A 15,517-nucleotide genomic window follows, 5' to 3' on the forward strand; every position below is an offset into this window, starting at 1 on the left:
ATCCGTCAATCGTACTGAGGTCGAGGACGTCGACGCTCCCGGGTCCCGCACGGCGGATCACCGGCCCGCTGTCAGGCCGGGTGTCCTACGGTTCCGGGCATGGACGGATGGCGGAACCCTGCACGCTGGGCCCGGACCGGGCGCTGGCTGCTGCTCCCGATCGCCCTGCTCGACTGGGTCGCGCTGACGCCGCAGACCATCGTCGTGCTGGCCTTCCTCGTCGCCGTCGTCGGGCTCGCCGGCATCGCGGCCGCACTCGTCGCCCGGATGCTGCACCGGTCCCGCGGGGCGATGGCCGCGCTCGGTGTGGTGCTGCTGCTCGGCGGGCTCGTGGTGTTCGGCCTCGACCCGTTCCCGGGGTCGTTCCCCCTCATCGACCCGTGGTGGCCGGAGTCGATCACGCAGCCGCAGGTCGTGGGCAGCGCCTACTGGCAGCTCGCGGGACTGGGCATCGAGCTCGCCGGCTTCGGGATGCTCGCCACGCTGCTCGTCGTGTCGCTCACGGCGAAGCCGGCGAGGCACTGAGGCCAGCCCCGCGGCCAGTGCCGCGGCCGGTGTCGCGGTCCGCGCTCAGGACGACGAGCGTCCCGCCGGAGGCCAGCGCACGGACGCGCTCGACGAGTCCGGTGGCGTCCGGGGTCGTCCGGGCCAGCTCGACGAGTGCGTCGACGTCACCGACGCCCGCCAGCACGCCGTCGGTGCAGAGCACGATGCGGTCGCCAGCGCCGAGCTCGAGGGCCCCGGGGGTCCGTGGCGTCCCGGTCGGCTGCAGGCCCAGCGGCAGGTCGGACGACCGGAGCACCTCGGCCCCGCCGTCCGCCCGGACGACCGCGGCGAGGCCGTGCCCGGCGTCCCAGTGGACGACGTGACCCGTCCCCGGGTCGAGGCGGAGGTGGAAGAGCGAGGCGACCGTGTCCGCGGCCGACAGGTCGGCGGTGATCTGCGCCTCCAGGCCGACGACCGCCTCGTCCATCGGGACGTCCGTGCGCGCGATCACCGCTGCCCGCACCGCGGCCGCCAGGATCGCCGACGCACTGCCGACGGCGGGGACCGAGCCGACCGTCACGTGCAGGCGACCGTCGCCGGCGATCCGCCAGTCCGCGACGTCACCCGAGTCCGCGCGGGGGAGCGTCAGCACCTGCAGCGTGTGCCCGGGGACGTCGACCGGCTCCGGCACGAGCCCCGCGACCACGCGTCGGACCCGGTCGTCCTCGATCGTGTGCCCGAGCTCCCGCTCCGCCCAGCGTGCGAGGTCACGGAGCAGGTCGAGGTCCGCCGCCGTCAGCTCACGGGGCTTCGCGTCCATGATGCAGAGCGTGCCCACCCGGGTGCCGTCGAGCATCGCCAGGGGCGCGCCGGCGTAGAAGCGCACGCCCTGCTCGGTGACCGCCGCGAGGTGCGCGAACCGCGGGTCGAGCGTGGCGTCCGGCACCACCATCGGCTCGTCGGTCAGCACCGTCGTCGAACAGAAGACCTGCTCGGCCGGGGCGCTCCCGCCCTGCCGCCAGCCCTGCGTCGACTGTGCCGTCACGAGGTCGTCGTGCACGAGGTTCAGGAAGGTCAGCGGGACGCCGAACGCCTCCTGCGTCATCCGGGTGATGCGGTCGAAGCGCTCTTCGGGGCCGCTGCCGAGGACGCCGAGCGCCTCGACCACTGCCGTCCGGTGCGCTGCGGCGTCGAGGTGGGTCACCCGTCCTGTCTACCCGCACCCTCGCCCAGGAACCAGTCCCGCGGGTGGGGGTCGGCGGTGAGCTCGCGCCGCTCGGACACCGGGGCCGCCCACCGGGCCGCGTTCGCGAGCACCCGCTGGATGTCGGGGTGGTGGTAGACGGGGTACTCCTGGTCGCCGGGGGAGAAGTAGAACACCCGACCGAGACCACGGCGGTACGCGACGCCCGACCGGAACACCTCGCCGCCGGCGAACGTCGACAGGAAGACCTCCTCGTCGGGGCGCGGGATGTCGAAGTACTCGCCGTACATCTCCTGGCGCTCGATGACGATCGGGTGCGGGACCCCGGCGGCGATCGGGTGCTCGGGCGCGACCGTCCACACGAGTTCGCGCTCGCCGTCGTTCCGCCACTTCAGCGAGCACGTCGTCCCCATCAGCCGCTTGAACGGCTTCGAGTAGTGCCCGGAGTGCAGCACCACGAGGCCCATCCCGGCGTGCACGGCGTCGACCACGCGGGTGACGACCTCGTCGGCGACCTCGTCGTGGGCGGCGTGGCCCCACCAGAACAGGACGTCGGTGCCGGCGAGGCGCTCGGCGGTGAGGCCGTGCTCGGGCTCCTGCAGGGTCGCGGTCGACACCTCGGCCTCGGGCAGGTCGCGGCGCAGGGCGGCGGCGATGACGGTGTGCATGCCGTCGGGGTAGTGCCCCACGACGGTCTCGTCACCCCGGCTCTCGTGCACGTTCTCGTTCCAGACGACGACGTTCAGGGGACGGTTCTCGGTCGGCACTGACATGTCCACGACGCTACCCGTTCCGGTGGTCGAATCGATACGAGGACCGGTGTGTCGGGCGCACTGTCGGGCGTTCTTCCGGGTGGGTCCGCCACCCTGGTCGCATGACTCCCCGATCCCTGTTCCGCGCCGCCGCGGTGGCCGAACTCGTGACCTGGACGCTCCTCATCGCCGGGATGGTGCTGAAGTACGGGCTGGACGCCGGCGACTGGGGCGTGCGCATCGGCGGCGGTGTGCACGGGTTCGTGTTCCTGGCGTACCTCGTCGTCACGACGGTGGTCGCGGTGAACCAGCGCTGGTCGGTCGGTGCGCTCGTGCTCGGGTGGGCGAGTGCCGTCGTGCCGTACGCGACGGTGCCGTTCGAGGTCGGGGTCGCACGGCGCGGGATGCTCGACGGGGCCTGGCGTCGCTCGGCGGAGGGCCGCGCCGGGTTCTGGGACCGCCTGCTGTTCTCCGTGGTGCGCCGCCCCGCGCTGTCGATCGGCATCGGGGTCGTGGCGGTCGCGCTCGTGTTCTCAGGGCTGCTGGTGATCGGCCCGCCCGGCGGTGCACGCAGCTGACGCGCGCCGGGCTCCCCGGCGACTGGTCGCGCGGTCGGTCGCACGGTCGGTCGCACGGTCCGGCCGACGCCTGGTCGCACGACGTGCCGCTCACGTCCGCGTCGGTCGCGGAAGGTGTCGGCCGGCGCGCGCCCGGGCGACACGTTCCGCGACCAACGGGGCGGGGCGCTGACGACCCGACGCGGTGCGGACGCGACCGACGCGACGGACGGGAGGCGCGGTGCCAGCCGGCACCGCGCCTCCCGTCCGTCGTCAGCGCGGCTACAGGGCCGCGAGCACCCCGTTCAACGTGGCGGACGGGCGCATCACGGCGCTCGTCTTCGCGTCGTCCGGACGGTAGTACCCGCCGATGTCCGCCGGGTGCCCCTGCACGGCGATGAGCTCCTCGACGATCGTCGACTCCTGCTCGCCGAGCGTCCGGGCGATCTCCGCGAACGACGCGGCGAGCTCGGCGTCGACGGTCTGTGCCGCGAGCTCCTCCGCCCAGTACTTCGCCAGGTAGAAGTGGCTGCCGCGGTTGTCGATCGTGCCGAGCTTGCGACCGGGGGACTTGTCCTGCTCGAGGAAGGTCCCGGTGGCGCGGTCGAGGGTCTCACCGAGGACCTTCGCCCGCTCGTTGCCGGTCACGCCGGCCAGGTGCTCGAGGGAGACCGCGAGCGCCAGGAACTCGCCGAGGCTGTCCCACCGCAGGTAGTCCTGCTGCACGAGCTGCTGGACGTGCTTCGGCGCGGAGCCACCGGCACCGGTCTCGAACAGGCCGCCGCCGCCGAGCAGCGGGACCACGGAGAGCATCTTCGCCGAGGTGCCGAGCTCCATGATCGGGAACAGGTCGGTGAGGTAGTCGCGGAGCACGTTGCCCGTCACCGAGATGGTGTCCTCGCCGCGGCGGATGCGCTCGAGCGAGAAGCGCATGGCGTCCTCGGGGGACATGACCTCGATCTGCAGGCCGTCGGTGTCCTGCTCGCCGAGGTACGTCCGGACCAGGCCGATCAGGTTGGCGTCGTGTGCACGGGTCTCGTCGAGCCAGAACACGGCGGGCGAACCCGTGGCCCGGGCGCGGGTCACGGCGAGCTTCACCCAGTCGCGGATGGCGACGTCCTTGGTCTGGCAGGCGCGCCAGATGTCGCCGGCCTCGACCTCGTGCTCGATGACCGTCTCGCCACCGCTCGTGACCACGCGGACGCGGCCGGCTGCCGGCACCTCGAAGGTCTTGTCGTGCGAGCCGTACTCCTCGGCCTTCTGCGCCATCAGCCCGACGTTCGGCACCGACCCCATGGTGGCCGGGTCGAACGCGCCGTTGGCCCGGCAGTCCTCGATGGTGGCCTGGTAGATGCCGGCGTAGCTGGAGTCCGGGATCACCGCGAGGGTGTCGTGCTCCTCGCCGTCCGGACCCCACATGTGGCCGGAGGTGCGGATCATCGCGGGCATGGAGGCGTCGACGATGACGTCGCTCGGGACGTGCAGGTTCGTGATGCCCTTGTCCGAGTCGACCATCGCGAGCTCGGGGCCGGCGTCGATGCCGTCCGCGAAGGCCTGCTTGATCTCCGCGCCGTTCGGCAGGGCGTCGAGGCCGGCGAGGATCGAGCCGAGGCCGTCGTTCGGGGTGAGGCCGGCAGCGGCGAGGTCGGCACCGAAGCGCTCGAACACGGTCGGGAAGAACGCCCGGATGACGTGCCCGAAGATGATCGGGTCGGAGACCTTCATCATCGTGGCCTTGAGGTGGACCGAGAACAGGACGCCCTGCTCCTTCGCCGCGGCGATCTGGTCCCGCAGGAAGGCCTCGAGCGCCCGGACGTGCAGGACGGTGCCGTCGATGACCTCGCCGGCGAGGACGGGGATCGACTGCTTCAGCACGGTGGTCTCGCCGTCGGCACCGACGAACTCGATGGTCAGCACGTCGTCGGCGGGAGCGATCCAGGACTGCTCGTTCGAGCGGAAGTCGTCCGTGCCCATCGTCACGACGTTCGTCTTCGAGTCGGACGACCACGCACCCATGCGGTGCGGGTGCTTGCGGGCGTAGTTCTTCACCGACAGCGGCGCGCGGCGGTCGGAGTTGCCCTCGCGCAGCACCGGGTTGACGGCGCTGCCCATGGTGCGGCCGTAGCGGACACGTGCGTCGCGCTCCTCGTCGGTCCCCGGCTCGTCCGGGTAGTCCGGCAGGTCGTAACCCTGCGATTGGAGTTCCTTGATCGCGGCCTTGAGCTGCGGGATCGACGCCGAGATGTTCGGCAGCTTGATGATGTTCGCCTCGGGCGTCGTGGCGAGGTCGCCGAGCTCGGCGAGGGCGTCGTCCAGGCGCTGCTCGGCGGTGAGCCGCTCCGGGAACTGGGCGATGATCCGGCCGGCGAGCGAGATGTCGCGGGTCTCGACGTCGACACCAGCGGTGCCGGCGAAGGCCTGGATGACCGGGAGGAAGGAGTGGGTGGCGAGGAACGGCGCCTCGTCCGTGAGGGTGTAGATGATCTTGGCCATGCTGGCGGGTACTCCCTTGTTCGACCGTCGGTACGTCCACGCTACTCGTGGTGCGGGATGTCTCGACATCAAGATACATGGTGCCGTCTGCGTGGAGCAGACGCTCGGCAGCCTTCCTGGAGGCACACTGCCGTTCCATAGACACAGCGCCTGGAATGGACTTCCGCAGTACACACGGCCAGGGAGCGCGCACATGTCGACCAGACGTCAGACACCGGAGGACTTCGGGTGGTCCGCCGAGGACCTGCGCTCCGCGTACGCCGTGGACGGCAGCGGACCGTTCCGGTACGCCCCGGACGGCTCCGGGCCGTTCTCGTACGACGAGGACGGTTCCGGCCCGTGGCTGGTCGGGCCGGAACCGCAACGCGGCGCCGCCCGGTCCGCACCGCGGGGCCACGGGTCGGGCCCCCGGCTGCGGCGGATCGGGACCACCGCAGCCGCGGGGTCGCTCGCGCTCGTGCTGGCCGTGGGCAGCGTGGCGGTCGTCGCGGCCGAGCACGGTGCCATCCTGGGGGCGTGACCGAACTCCTCATCGTCGGCGTCGTCGGCGTCATCGCCATCGCCGGTGCGGCCGTGCTCGGTCCGCGCATCGGCGTCGCCGCACCGCTCGTGCTCGTCGCCGTCGGGATCGTCGCGAGCCTGCTGCCGTTCATCCCCGACGCCGAGATCGAGCCGGAGTGGATCCTCGCCGGGGTCCTGCCGCCGCTGCTGTACTCGTCCGCGGTGTCGATGCCGTCGATGAACTTCCGACGGGAGTTCGGCGCGATCAGCGGCCTGTCCGTCCTGCTCGTCGTCGCATCGAGCCTCGTCCTCGGGTTGTTCTTCGCCTGGGTGGTCCCGGGACTCGGTTTCTGGTGGGGCATCGCGCTCGGGGCGATCGTCAGCCCGACCGACGCCGTGGCCACCTCGATCGTCAAGCAGACCTCGATCTCCCGTCGGGCGATCTCGATCCTCGACGGCGAGTCGCTCCTCAACGACGCCACCGCGCTCGTGCTCCTGCGCACGGCGATCTTCACCGCCGGCGCGTCCTTCTCGTTCTGGGGTGCGCTCGGCGACTTCGCCAAGGCCGTCGCCATCGCCGTGGTCATCGGCTGGCTCGTCGGGTGGGCGAACGTCTGGGTGCGGGCCCGGGTCCCGAGCGCCGCCGTCAACACGGCACTGTCGTTCGCGATCCCGTTCGTGGCCGCCGTGCCCACCGAGCAACTCGGCGGGTCGGGACTCGTGGCGGCGGTCGTCGCCGGGTTGTTCACCGGGATCGTCGGCCCGCGGAAGCTGCCACCGGGGCACCGACTGTCGGACGCGCAGAACTGGCAGACGATCGAGCTCGTCCTCGAGGGCGCGGTGTTCCTGACGATGGGGCTCGAGCTCGCGAAGATCCTGCAGGAGGTGCAGGAGGACCACCGCGGCATCGGGCCGGCGCTCCTCATCGCCGCCGGCGCCCTCGTGCTCACCGTGCTCGTCCGTGCCGCGTACGTCGTGCCGCTCCTGTTCGCCCTGTCCGCGAGCGCGAAGCGTGGCGAACGGATGCAGGAGCGCTTCGCCGAGATGCACGCCGGCGACCGCGACGCGATGAGCGAGGTCATCCGGGAGCACCGGCCGGGCAACCGCGCCCCGTCCGAGCGCGAACTCGACCGGTTCACCACCCGGGTCCGCCGCACCCTGGCGGACATCGCGTACTACACGAAGGCGCCGCTCGGCTGGCGGGAGGGCACCGCCGTGGTCTGGGCGGGGATGCGCGGTGCCGTGACCGTGGCCGCCGCGCAGACCCTGCCCGAGGGCACCCCGCAGCGCTCCCTCCTGGTGTTCGTGGCATTCGCGGTCGCCCTGCTCTCCCTGGTGCTCCAGGGCGGGACGATCGGGCCGCTGCTCCGCCGGATCGCCGTGCCCACGACGGGCGACGCGGCGAAGGACACCGAGGAACGGAAGCGGCTGCTCGAGCTCATGCGGACCGCCGCGGAGCAGGTGCCCGGTACGGCCGAGGCAGACCCGAGGGCGCGCGAGGAGCTCGAGGCCGCCGACCCGGCCGAACTCCGGGCGTGGATGGGGCGCGAGAAGGCCCGACGACTCGCCGTCCTCGAAGCGCAGCGGACCGCGATCCTCGACGCCCGTGACGACGGCTCGTTCGACGCCGAGGTGCTCGAGTCGCTCCTGCAGAACCTCGACGCGGAGCAGATCGCCCTCGAACTCCGGGGCGCGCCGACCCGCTGAGGACCCGTGGGCGGGCGCTACTCGCCGATCCGGACCCGGAAGACCCGGACGCCGGCGGCCTTGAGTGCTGCGAGCCCGGCGCGCATCCGGAAGTTCCGGAACGGACGCTCGAAGCCGGACGGTGCCGAGGCCGCGCCGATCTGGTGCAGCACCTCGGATGTCAGCGTCCGTTCGACCTTCGGTGCGAGCCGCGTCAGGCCGGACACCGTCACGACGATCCGGACGGCGTGCGGCGCGAGCAGCGGATCGATCATGTCCGCGGCCTCGTGCGCCCGGTGGAACGCGGGGTCGTCCCCGGGGCGTCGGATCGCGATGACGGCGAGCTCGGCGTCCCAGGTCTCGTCGGGGTCCGGCAGGTCGTCCACCCCGACGACGCGCATCCGGGCGGCGTCGACCCCGGCACGGACGGCCGCCGCCCGGAGCACCGGCAGCAGTTCCTGCGTCCCTGCGAGCACGACGTGCGCCGACGCCAGGTCGACGGGTTCGTGCCGTTCTCGCGGCGTTCGGGCCATGTGGAGGGTCCTTTCCGCTCGCTCACTGCGGACACTACCGACGGCGGAGGATCCGCGGCCGTGGCGAGCGGTCGCATCAGGACCCTCCCAGGCCGCGGGTAACGGGAAGATCACGAAAGGACCTGTACAAAGCGACAGAGTCGTGCAGAATGGTTGGCGGCCATGACGACTGCACGCGAACCCGACCAGCACCCGGCGACCCCGGTGGTGCACCTGTCTCGTCGCGCCGCCCTCGACGCCGAGCGTGCCGCAGCCCGCAAGCCGGCCCGCCGCGAGCGCCCCGCGAAGGCCGTCCGACCGGCCGCAGTACCGGCCAGCCGCCCGACCCCGGCCGTCCGACCGGCACCGGCAGGCCGACGCGCCACCGCAGCCCGGGTGCGCACCGAGCACGTCGACCAGCGCATCACCCGCGTCGTCCGCCGCCCCGCGCCCGTCGTGCCGCGCGTGCCCGGCGCACCCCGCGCCTCCCGGTCCGCCCGCGCCAGCCGGATCACGCTCACCAGCGCACTCGCCGCCCTGGCGATGTTCGCCGCCTCGGCGATGCCGGCCCACGCGAGCGCCGGGACCTCGATGGCGACGTCGACCCTCGCGCCGACCGTCCGCACGCAGGACTACGCCGTCACCCAGGCGATCTCCGCGAGCGCCCTCGACCGCGACGAGTTCACCGTCGGTGGCGGCACGGCCGGAGCCCCCGGCACGTCGGTGTCCTACGGCGGCGAGGTCCGGTCGCCGTTCCCCGGCCCGGTCCGGATGAGCTCGGGCTTCGGCTACCGCTCGGCACCGTGCGGCGCGTGCTCGTCGCTGCACCAGGGCCTCGACTTCAACCCGGGCATGGGCGCCCCGATCGGTGCGGTCGCCTCCGGGACGGTCCGGGTCTCCGGAACCTACTTCTCGTACGGCACCGCGGTGATCATCGACCACGTGGTCGACGGCCGCGAGGTCTCGACCCTCTACGGGCACATGATCCCGGGCTCCTCGCCGCTCAAGGTCGGCGACACCGTCGAGGCCGGGGAGTTCATCGGCAAGGTCGGCTCCTCCGGGGTCTCGACCGGGGCGCACCTGCACCTCGAGGTCTGGATGGACGGCGTCACACCGATCGACCCGGAAGCCTGGCTCGAAGCGCGCATCGGGCGTTCCCTCACCGCTTGATCAGCTTTCCTGTGCAGAGTCACAGGCATGGACGACTGTCACAGACCGCCCGCCCGCCGACGATCTGACCGGGCCGCCCGCTGATGGGCGCCGACACCTGGATCGCCTTCGGGCTCGTGGTCCTCTTCGTGCTCGTCGGCGGCGTGTTCGCCGCCGCCGAGATCGCCCTCGTGTCCCTGCGTGAGTCGCAGCTGCAGCAGCTCGAGCGCCGCGGTTCCCGTGGGGTGCGCGTCGCCGAACTCGGGCGGGACCCGAACCGGTTCCTGTCCGCCGTGCAGATCGGCGTGACCGTCGCGGGGTTCTTCTCCGCCGCGTACGGTGCGTCGTCGATCGCGCCGGACGTGGCGCCGCTCTTCACCGGGCTCGGGCTCGACCGGGGCGCAGCGGAGGCGGTCGCCCTCGTGCTGATGACCCTCGTCATCGCCTACCTGTCGCTCGTGTTCGGCGAGCTCGTGCCGAAGCGTCTCGCCCTGCAGCGCGCCGAGGGCTTCTCGATGGCCGTCGCGCCGACGCTGGACCGTTTCGCAACGCTCATGCGGCCGGTGATCTGGCTGCTCTCGAAGTCCACCGACGCCGTCGTGCGGCTGCTCGGCGGCGACCCGAACGCGCGCAGCGAGTCGATGAGCACCGAGGAGCTCCGTGGGCTCGTCGAGGAGCACGACGCCATCGACGCGCAGGGCCGCCGAATCGCCCGGAGCGCCCTGGACGCCGGCGACCGCATCCTCCGCGAGTCGATGCGCCCCTGGTACGACGTGTCGACGATCGACGCCCGCACCTCGGTCGCCGCGGCCACCGACCACGCGATCGCGGTCGGGCACACCCGGTACCTCGTCACCGACGGGTCGCGGGACCACGTCGACGGGTTCGTGCACCTCCGCGACCTCCTCCGACCGGCCGACCCCACCGCCCCGGTGGCGACGTTGGTCCGTCCGGTGCTGGCGCTGCCGGAGACGAAGTCGCTGTCGAGTGCGATCGCGGACATGCGCACCGAGGGACACCAGATCGCCCTGGTCGTCGACGAGTACGGCGGCAGCGCGGGGATGGTGACGCTCGAGGCCCTGCTCGAGGACCTCGTCGGACGCATCCGCGACGAGTACGACGAGCCCACGGCGGAACTCGACGGCATCGACGGGTCGACCGTCCTCGAGGACCTCGTCGCCGACGGCGGCCCCGTCCTGCCGGACGGCGACTACGAGACGGTCGGCGGCCTGGTCCAGGTCGCACTGGACCGCGTGCCCGAGGTGGGCGACGTCGTCGAGGTCGACGGCCACCGCCTCGAGGTGACCGCCATGGACGGTCACCGGGTGGCGCGCGTCCGCATCACCGCCGACGCGACGGCGTAGCGGACGGGCGCGTCCCGCTGGGCAGCAACGCGCAGCGTTGCGCGGGGCGCGCCGACCGAGCCTGCGAGGGAGGACGTGGCGGCCCCGCCCCGCGCCTCCCGGCCGCTCGTCAGCTCGGCCGCTCGTCAGCTCGTCCGCTCGTCCGCTCGTCCGCTCGTACCGGGTACCGGGTACCGGCAGGGCCTGCCGGGGTGCCAGGTGCGGGACGTACGCTCGTCGCATGGGTATCGACGTGCGCAACGAGATCCGCGACTTCCTGTCCTCGAGGCGGGCGCGGCTCACCCCCGAGCAGGTCGGCATGCCCTCGTTCGGCGGTGGGGTCCGGCGCGTGCCTGGGCTGCGCCGCCACGAGGTCGCGATGCTCGCCGGGGTGAGCGTCGACTACTACACGCGACTCGAGCGGGGTTCGCTCAAGGGCGTGTCCGACAGCGTGCTCGAAGGGCTGGCCGGTGCGCTGCAGCTCGACGAGGACGAGCGCGTGCACCTGTGGGACCTCGCCCGGCTCGCGAACTCCGGCGTGAAGGTCATGCACCGCAACGTCCCGACGCGCGTCCGCCCCGGCGTGCAGCGGCTGCTCGACTCGATCACCGGCGCGCCGGCGTGGGTGCGGAACGAACGCGGTGACGTCGTCGCCACGAACGAGCTCGGCCGTGCCCTGTACGCGCCGATGTTCGCCGGGCCCGGGCGTCCGGTGAACACCGCCCGCTTCACGTTCCTCGACCCGGCGGCGAAGGAGTTCTTCGCGGACTGGGCGCAGACCGCACGGGACGCCGTGGCGATCCTCCGGGCCGCAGCGGTGTCGAACCCGTGCGAGCCGGGGCTCGTGACGCTCGTCGGTGAGTTGTCCACCCGCAGTGAGGAGTTCCGCACCTGGTGGGCCGCGCACGACGTCCGGATGCACCGCACCGGCAAGAAGCGCCTGCTGCACCCGATCGTCGGCGAGCTGCGCCTGGACTACGAGGCCCTCGAGCTCGTCGCGGACCCGGGGCTCGTGATGTTCTCGTACTCGGCGGAGCCGGGCAGCGAGTCCGAGCGGTCGTTGGCGCTGCTCGGTTCCTGGGCCGCCACCGAGCGAGCCGAGCAGTACGCGGCGCTGCGCGAGTCGGAGTCCGAGTCGGTCGACTGACCCGCAGTCCGGGATCAGGGCGCGGGCGGCGTCTGATCGTCGTCACCGATGCCGTCGACGGCTGCCTGGTAATGCAGCCGCTCGATCCGCAGTTCCCGCTCCGTCGCGGACAGCCGCAGCACGCGGATCGCGACGAACACGAGCACGATGAGCGCGACCGCCAGCACGGCGAGCGCGACGACGAAGGCGATGTACAGGACGCTGACGACGGCGAATCCCCCGGAGACCATGCCCCGACCGTAACAGGCACGATCCGTAGGCTGATGCCGTGACGAGGACGACGGACGGTTCAGCTGGGGACACCGACTACGCCCGCATCGGCCAGGACTACCGGAAGTACCGCAAACCGGAGCCGTCCTTCGCCCGGGCGATCGCGAAGGCCCTCGGCGACGCCCGCACCGTCCTGAACGTCGGCGCCGGTGCCGGCTCGTACGAACCGACCGACCGCGACGTGACCGCGGTCGAGCCCTCGGCCTCGATGCGCGCCCAGCGGCCGGAGTCGCTCGTCTCCGCGATCGACGCCACCGCCGAGGAGCTGCCGTTCGCCGACGACACGTTCGACGCCGCGATGACGACGTTCTCGGTGCACCAGTGGGGCGACCTCGAACGCGGGCTCGGCGAGGTGCGACGGGTCACCCGGGGCCCGATCGTGGTCCTGACCTGTGACCCCGACCGTGTCGAGGACTACTGGCTCGCCGAGTACGCCCCCGAGGTGATGGCGACCGAGGCCCGGCGCTACCCGTCCATCGCCCGGATCGCCGCGGCGCTCGGCGACGACACCGTGACGAGCACCCCGCTGCCGATCCCCTTCACGTGCGTCGACGGGTTCTCCGAGGCGTACTACGCCCGGCCCGAGCGGCTGCTCGACCCCGGTGCCCGGCAGGCGAACTCCGCGTGGAGCTTCGTCGACGAGCTGACCGCCCGACGCTCCGTCGCCGCCCTCCGGAGTGCGCTGGAGTCCGGCGACTGGGACCGTGCCCACGGCGCGCTCCGCGTGCAGCCCACCTACGACGGCTCGCTCGTCCTGGTCACCGCGATGCCCCGACGCACGGCTTGACACGTCGACGTAGGCTGGTCGGGTGAGCTTCCAGGAGGTGGTCGGCGCCCGTATCGCCGACATCAGGGCGTGATGCCCCCGGTCGCACCGTTCGGTGCGGCCGCCGTCATCGAACCCTGAACCCTCCGCCCGGTGCGGCGCGTGTCCGCGTGCCCCGGGCCCTCCCGAAAGCGAACCACCGTGCTGCCCATCAGCGAGAAGACCCTCCGCGCCTCCTTCGTCAACGCGTCCCGCAAGGAGACGTCCGACCTCACCCTGCCCACCGACTTCGAGACGATCGACTGGGACGCCCTCGACTACCTCGGGTGGCGCGACCCGAAGATCGGACGGCGGGCGTACGCCGTCGTCCCCACGCTCGACGGCGAGCTCGTCGGGATCCTGTTCCGGCAGGCCGAGGCCTCGTCGCGCTCCCGGGCCCAGTGCTCGTGGTGCCAGGACGTCAAGCTCCCGAACGACGTCGTGTTCTACAGCGCGAAGCGGTCCGGCAAGGCGGGTCGGAACGGCAACACCGTCGGCACGCTCGTCTGCCAGGACTTCCAGTGCTCCCGGAACGTGCGGAAGCTGCCGCCGCCCGCCTACGAGGGCTACGACGTCGAGGCCGCGCGCCTGCAGCGGATCGAGGACCTGCAGCTCCGCGCGGCGTCCTTCGCCGCGGAGGTCTAGTCCCGACGCGATCGACCCACCGGACGGGAGGCGCGGGCCGGGCCCGCACCGCGCCTCCCGTCCGGTGGATGCGACCGTTCCAGGCCCGTCGCCCGCGGCCCAGGGGAAACCGTCGCGTAACGCCCGTGAAACGGGCGTTCCCTAGCGTTGCGGCATGGACCTCGGCGATTTCAACGACGCGACCGCCTCCGACGCCACCGCGATCGCGACGGGGTGGGCCGCCGTCCCCGGGTGGGCGGACACGATCGTCGCGGACCGGCCGTACCCCTCGGTCGCCGCACTGATCGACCGGGCCACCTCCGCCGCGTCGGCCTGGGGCGCACCGGAGCTCGACGCGGCCCTCGCGCAGCACCCTCGGATCGGCGAGCGCACCCCCGATGCCGCCTCGACGCGCGAGCAGTCGTCGATGCGGAGCGCGGACGACGACGTCGCCGGGGCGATCGCCGCGGGGAACGCGTCGTACGAGCGACGCTTCGGCCGGGTGTTCCTCGTGCGGGCCGCCGGGCGGACACCGGAGGAGCTCCTCGCCGAACTCGACCGACGACTCGGGAACGAGCCGGCCGACGAGGTCGGTGAGGCTGCCGGAGCCCTCGCGGACATCGCCGTGCACCGCATCCGTGCGACGTTCGGCGTCCCGCACCTGACCACGCACGTGCTCGATGCGACCTCCGGGACACCGGCCGCCGGGATCGCCCTCGTGCTGAGCACCGTGGACGGCGACGTCCTGGCGACCGGGACGACCGACGCCGACGGCCGCGCGGGGATCGGCCCGGACGTCCTGCCGCGTGGCGACCTCCTGCTGCGCTTCGACACCGGCGCCCACCACCGCGCCGCGGGTGTGCCGACCTTCCACCCCTTCGTCGTCGTCGCCTTCACCGTGCGCGGCACCGGCCACCTCCACGTGCCCCTGCTGCTCAGTCCGTTCGCCTACAGCACCTACCGAGGGAGTTGATCCGATGTCAGACGTCTCCGTCCACCTGGGACCGAACAAGTACGGGAAGGCCGAGAACCGTCTCGTGCGGGTGACCCGGCACGGGGACCGGCACGAGATCGCCGACCTCACCGTGACCTCGCAGCTGATCGGGGAGGCGTTCGCCGGGTCCTTCACGGCCGGGGACAACTCCCGGATCGTGGCGACCGACACCCAGAAGAACACCGTGTTCGCACTCGCGAAGGAGCACGGTGTCGGTGCGCCCGAGGAGTTCCTCGCGCTGCTCGCCGACCAGTTCACCACCGAGTTCGACTGGGTGGAGGGCGGCGTCTGGCAGGCCGAGGTGCACCCGTGGGAACGCATCGAGGTCGACGGGCAGCCACACGACCACTCGTTCCGCCGCACCGGCTCCGGGACCCGGCTGGCCACGGTGCACGTCGAGGCCGGCGAGCGCCACGTGACCGGCGGTGTCAAGGACCTCGTCGTGCTGAAGTCGACCGGGTCCGAGTTCCACGGGTTCCCGCGCTCCCGGTTCACCACCCTGCCGGAGACCACGGACCGGATCATGGCGACCGAGGTGACCGCTCGGTGGCGGTACCTGCCGTCCGCCGTGCAGGCCGGCATCGACTACGACGGCCTGTACGGGGACGTGGTGCGGGTGATGCTCGAGCAGTTCGCCACCGTGCACTCGCTGGCGCTGCAGCAGACGCTCTGGGAGATGGGCCGTGCGGCGATCGCGGCGCGCCCGGAACTGGCCGAGGTGCGGTTCGCGATGCCGAACAAGCACCACTTCGTCGTGGACCTGTCGCCGTTCGACCTGACGAACGAGAACGAGGTGTTCATCGCGGCCGACCGTCCGTACGGACTCATCGAGGGGACCGTGGTGCGGGACGGGGTCGCGGATGCGCCGCGGGCGTGGGAGCACTTGCCGGCCTTCGTCTGAGGCTCCGGCGGGCGGGCCGGCCGGCGCACGGCCGCCACACCTGGCGCGATGCATGCCGTCTGCGGCATGGGTCCCGGCACGGTTCCGCGAGCG

The 15,517-nt window shown here is 72.4% G+C and carries 16 protein-coding genes and 1 pseudogene; 12 read left to right on the forward strand and 5 right to left on the reverse strand.

Annotation, left to right across the window (positions count from 1 at the left end):
- Positions 1 to 99 precede the first annotated feature (99 nt).
- A complete protein-coding gene (locus ACRQ4B_RS02270; RefSeq protein ID WP_439693088.1) occupies positions 100 to 525 on the forward strand; it encodes a hypothetical protein in 426 nt (141 codons plus the stop codon).
- Here ACRQ4B_RS02270 and ACRQ4B_RS02275 read toward each other — a convergent pair.
- The gene (locus ACRQ4B_RS02275; RefSeq protein WP_439693089.1) at positions 500 to 1,690 is read right to left on the reverse strand and encodes a PP2C family protein-serine/threonine phosphatase; all 1,191 of its coding nucleotides are present in this window, start codon (positions 1,688 to 1,690) and stop codon (positions 500 to 502) included. The two genes, ACRQ4B_RS02270 and ACRQ4B_RS02275, sit on opposite strands and share 26 nt — an antisense overlap.
- Positions 1,687 to 2,463 (reverse strand): ThuA domain-containing protein, encoded by a 777-nt coding sequence (locus ACRQ4B_RS02280; protein WP_439693090.1) that lies wholly within the window; start codon positions 2,461 to 2,463, stop codon positions 1,687 to 1,689. The genes ACRQ4B_RS02275 and ACRQ4B_RS02280 overlap by 4 nt, the downstream gene beginning before the upstream one ends.
- Before the next feature lie 101 nt (positions 2,464 to 2,564).
- Here ACRQ4B_RS02280 and ACRQ4B_RS02285 point away from each other — a divergent pair, with 101 nt between their 5' ends.
- Positions 2,565 to 3,020: a DUF3817 domain-containing protein gene (locus tag ACRQ4B_RS02285; RefSeq protein WP_439693091.1), complete on the forward strand. Its 456-nt coding sequence runs from the start codon at positions 2,565 to 2,567 to the stop codon at positions 3,018 to 3,020.
- A gap of 261 nt (positions 3,021 to 3,281) precedes the next feature.
- On the opposite strand, the gene ACRQ4B_RS02290 is transcribed toward ACRQ4B_RS02285, so the two are convergent.
- Positions 3,282 to 5,492 (reverse strand): NADP-dependent isocitrate dehydrogenase, encoded by a 2,211-nt coding sequence (locus ACRQ4B_RS02290; RefSeq protein WP_439693092.1) that lies wholly within the window; start codon positions 5,490 to 5,492, stop codon positions 3,282 to 3,284.
- A gap of 193 nt (positions 5,493 to 5,685) precedes the next feature.
- On the opposite strand from ACRQ4B_RS02290, the gene ACRQ4B_RS02295 reads away from it, so the two are divergent.
- Together ACRQ4B_RS02295 and ACRQ4B_RS02300 are read left to right on the forward strand one after the other, a co-directional pair.
- The gene (locus tag ACRQ4B_RS02295) at positions 5,686 to 6,012 is read left to right on the forward strand and encodes a hypothetical protein (RefSeq protein WP_439693093.1); all 327 of its coding nucleotides are present in this window, start codon (positions 5,686 to 5,688) and stop codon (positions 6,010 to 6,012) included.
- A complete protein-coding gene (locus tag ACRQ4B_RS02300; protein ID WP_439693094.1) occupies positions 6,009 to 7,700 on the forward strand; it encodes a cation:proton antiporter in 1,692 nt (563 codons plus the stop codon). The genes ACRQ4B_RS02295 and ACRQ4B_RS02300 overlap by 4 nt, the downstream gene beginning before the upstream one ends.
- A 17-nt stretch (positions 7,701 to 7,717) precedes the next feature.
- Here ACRQ4B_RS02300 and ACRQ4B_RS02305 read toward each other — a convergent pair whose 3' ends face one another.
- Complete coding sequence (locus ACRQ4B_RS02305) at positions 7,718 to 8,212, reverse strand: hypothetical protein (protein ID WP_439693095.1); 495 nt, start codon at positions 8,210 to 8,212, stop codon at positions 7,718 to 7,720.
- 162 nt (positions 8,213 to 8,374) lie between these two features.
- Between ACRQ4B_RS02305 and ACRQ4B_RS02310 the strand changes: the two genes are divergently transcribed.
- The 3 genes from ACRQ4B_RS02310 (at position 8,375) to ACRQ4B_RS02320 (ending at position 11,830) form a co-directional block, all read left to right on the forward strand.
- Positions 8,375 to 9,361 (forward strand): M23 family metallopeptidase, encoded by a 987-nt coding sequence (locus ACRQ4B_RS02310; protein ID WP_439693096.1) that lies wholly within the window; start codon positions 8,375 to 8,377, stop codon positions 9,359 to 9,361.
- A gap of 83 nt (positions 9,362 to 9,444) precedes the next feature.
- Entirely contained in the window at positions 9,445 to 10,704 is a 1,260-nt protein-coding gene (locus ACRQ4B_RS02315; RefSeq protein ID WP_439693097.1) for a hemolysin family protein, read from the forward strand.
- Between the two features lie 220 nt (positions 10,705 to 10,924).
- Positions 10,925 to 11,830 carry a helix-turn-helix transcriptional regulator gene (locus tag ACRQ4B_RS02320; RefSeq protein ID WP_439693098.1) on the forward strand — a complete coding sequence of 302 codons (906 nt, stop codon included), beginning with the start codon at positions 10,925 to 10,927 and terminating at the stop codon, positions 11,828 to 11,830.
- 14 nt (positions 11,831 to 11,844) lie between these two features.
- Here ACRQ4B_RS02320 and ACRQ4B_RS02325 read toward each other — a convergent pair whose 3' ends face one another.
- Positions 11,845 to 12,060 (reverse strand): hypothetical protein, encoded by a 216-nt coding sequence (locus ACRQ4B_RS02325; RefSeq protein WP_439693099.1) that lies wholly within the window; start codon positions 12,058 to 12,060, stop codon positions 11,845 to 11,847.
- Between the two features lie 38 nt (positions 12,061 to 12,098).
- Here ACRQ4B_RS02325 and ACRQ4B_RS02330 point away from each other — a divergent pair, with 38 nt between their 5' ends.
- From ACRQ4B_RS02330 to pucL, 5 genes and pseudogenes are all read left to right on the forward strand, one after another.
- Positions 12,099 to 12,887: a class I SAM-dependent methyltransferase gene (locus ACRQ4B_RS02330; protein WP_439693100.1), complete on the forward strand. Its 789-nt coding sequence runs from the start codon at positions 12,099 to 12,101 to the stop codon at positions 12,885 to 12,887.
- A gap of 180 nt (positions 12,888 to 13,067) precedes the next feature.
- Positions 13,068 to 13,550 carry an FBP domain-containing protein gene (locus tag ACRQ4B_RS02335; RefSeq protein ID WP_439693101.1) on the forward strand — a complete coding sequence of 161 codons (483 nt, stop codon included), beginning with the start codon at positions 13,068 to 13,070 and terminating at the stop codon, positions 13,548 to 13,550.
- A 154-nt stretch (positions 13,551 to 13,704) separates the two neighbouring features.
- A pseudogene (gene uraD / locus ACRQ4B_RS02340) lies at positions 13,705 to 14,163 on the forward strand (2-oxo-4-hydroxy-4-carboxy-5-ureidoimidazoline decarboxylase); the annotation flags it as partial.
- A complete protein-coding gene (gene uraH, locus ACRQ4B_RS02345) occupies positions 14,164 to 14,502 on the forward strand; it encodes a hydroxyisourate hydrolase (RefSeq protein WP_439694343.1) in 339 nt (112 codons plus the stop codon). It begins immediately after the preceding pseudogene.
- A 4-nt stretch (positions 14,503 to 14,506) separates the two neighbouring features.
- Positions 14,507 to 15,424, forward strand: a complete 918-nt coding sequence (gene pucL / locus ACRQ4B_RS02350; protein WP_439693102.1) for a factor-independent urate hydroxylase — start codon at positions 14,507 to 14,509, stop codon at positions 15,422 to 15,424.
- Positions 15,425 to 15,517 lie beyond the last annotated feature (93 nt).

It is taken from the genome of Curtobacterium sp. SP.BCo (assembly GCF_051903265.1).
Lineage (GTDB): Bacteria > Actinomycetota > Actinomycetes > Actinomycetales > Microbacteriaceae > Curtobacterium.

Coding starts and splice junctions, on each gene's coding strand:
- ACRQ4B_RS02270 (WP_439693088.1), top strand. CDS start 100: ATGGACGGATGGCGGAACCCTGCACGCTGGGCCCGGACCGGGCGCTGG.
- ACRQ4B_RS02280 (WP_439693090.1), bottom strand. CDS start 2,463: ATGTCAGTGCCGACCGAGAACCGTCCCCTGAACGTCGTCGTCTGGAAC.
- ACRQ4B_RS02285 (WP_439693091.1), top strand. CDS start 2,565: ATGACTCCCCGATCCCTGTTCCGCGCCGCCGCGGTGGCCGAACTCGTG.
- ACRQ4B_RS02290 (WP_439693092.1), bottom strand. CDS start 5,492: ATGGCCAAGATCATCTACACCCTCACGGACGAGGCGCCGTTCCTCGCC.
- ACRQ4B_RS02295 (WP_439693093.1), top strand. CDS start 5,686: ATGTCGACCAGACGTCAGACACCGGAGGACTTCGGGTGGTCCGCCGAG.
- ACRQ4B_RS02305 (WP_439693095.1), bottom strand. CDS start 8,212: ATGGCCCGAACGCCGCGAGAACGGCACGAACCCGTCGACCTGGCGTCG.
- ACRQ4B_RS02310 (WP_439693096.1), top strand. CDS start 8,375: ATGACGACTGCACGCGAACCCGACCAGCACCCGGCGACCCCGGTGGTG.
- ACRQ4B_RS02315 (WP_439693097.1), top strand. CDS start 9,445: ATGGGCGCCGACACCTGGATCGCCTTCGGGCTCGTGGTCCTCTTCGTG.
- ACRQ4B_RS02320 (WP_439693098.1), top strand. CDS start 10,925: ATGGGTATCGACGTGCGCAACGAGATCCGCGACTTCCTGTCCTCGAGG.
- ACRQ4B_RS02325 (WP_439693099.1), bottom strand. CDS start 12,060: ATGGTCTCCGGGGGATTCGCCGTCGTCAGCGTCCTGTACATCGCCTTC.
- pucL (WP_439693102.1), top strand. CDS start 14,507: ATGTCAGACGTCTCCGTCCACCTGGGACCGAACAAGTACGGGAAGGCC.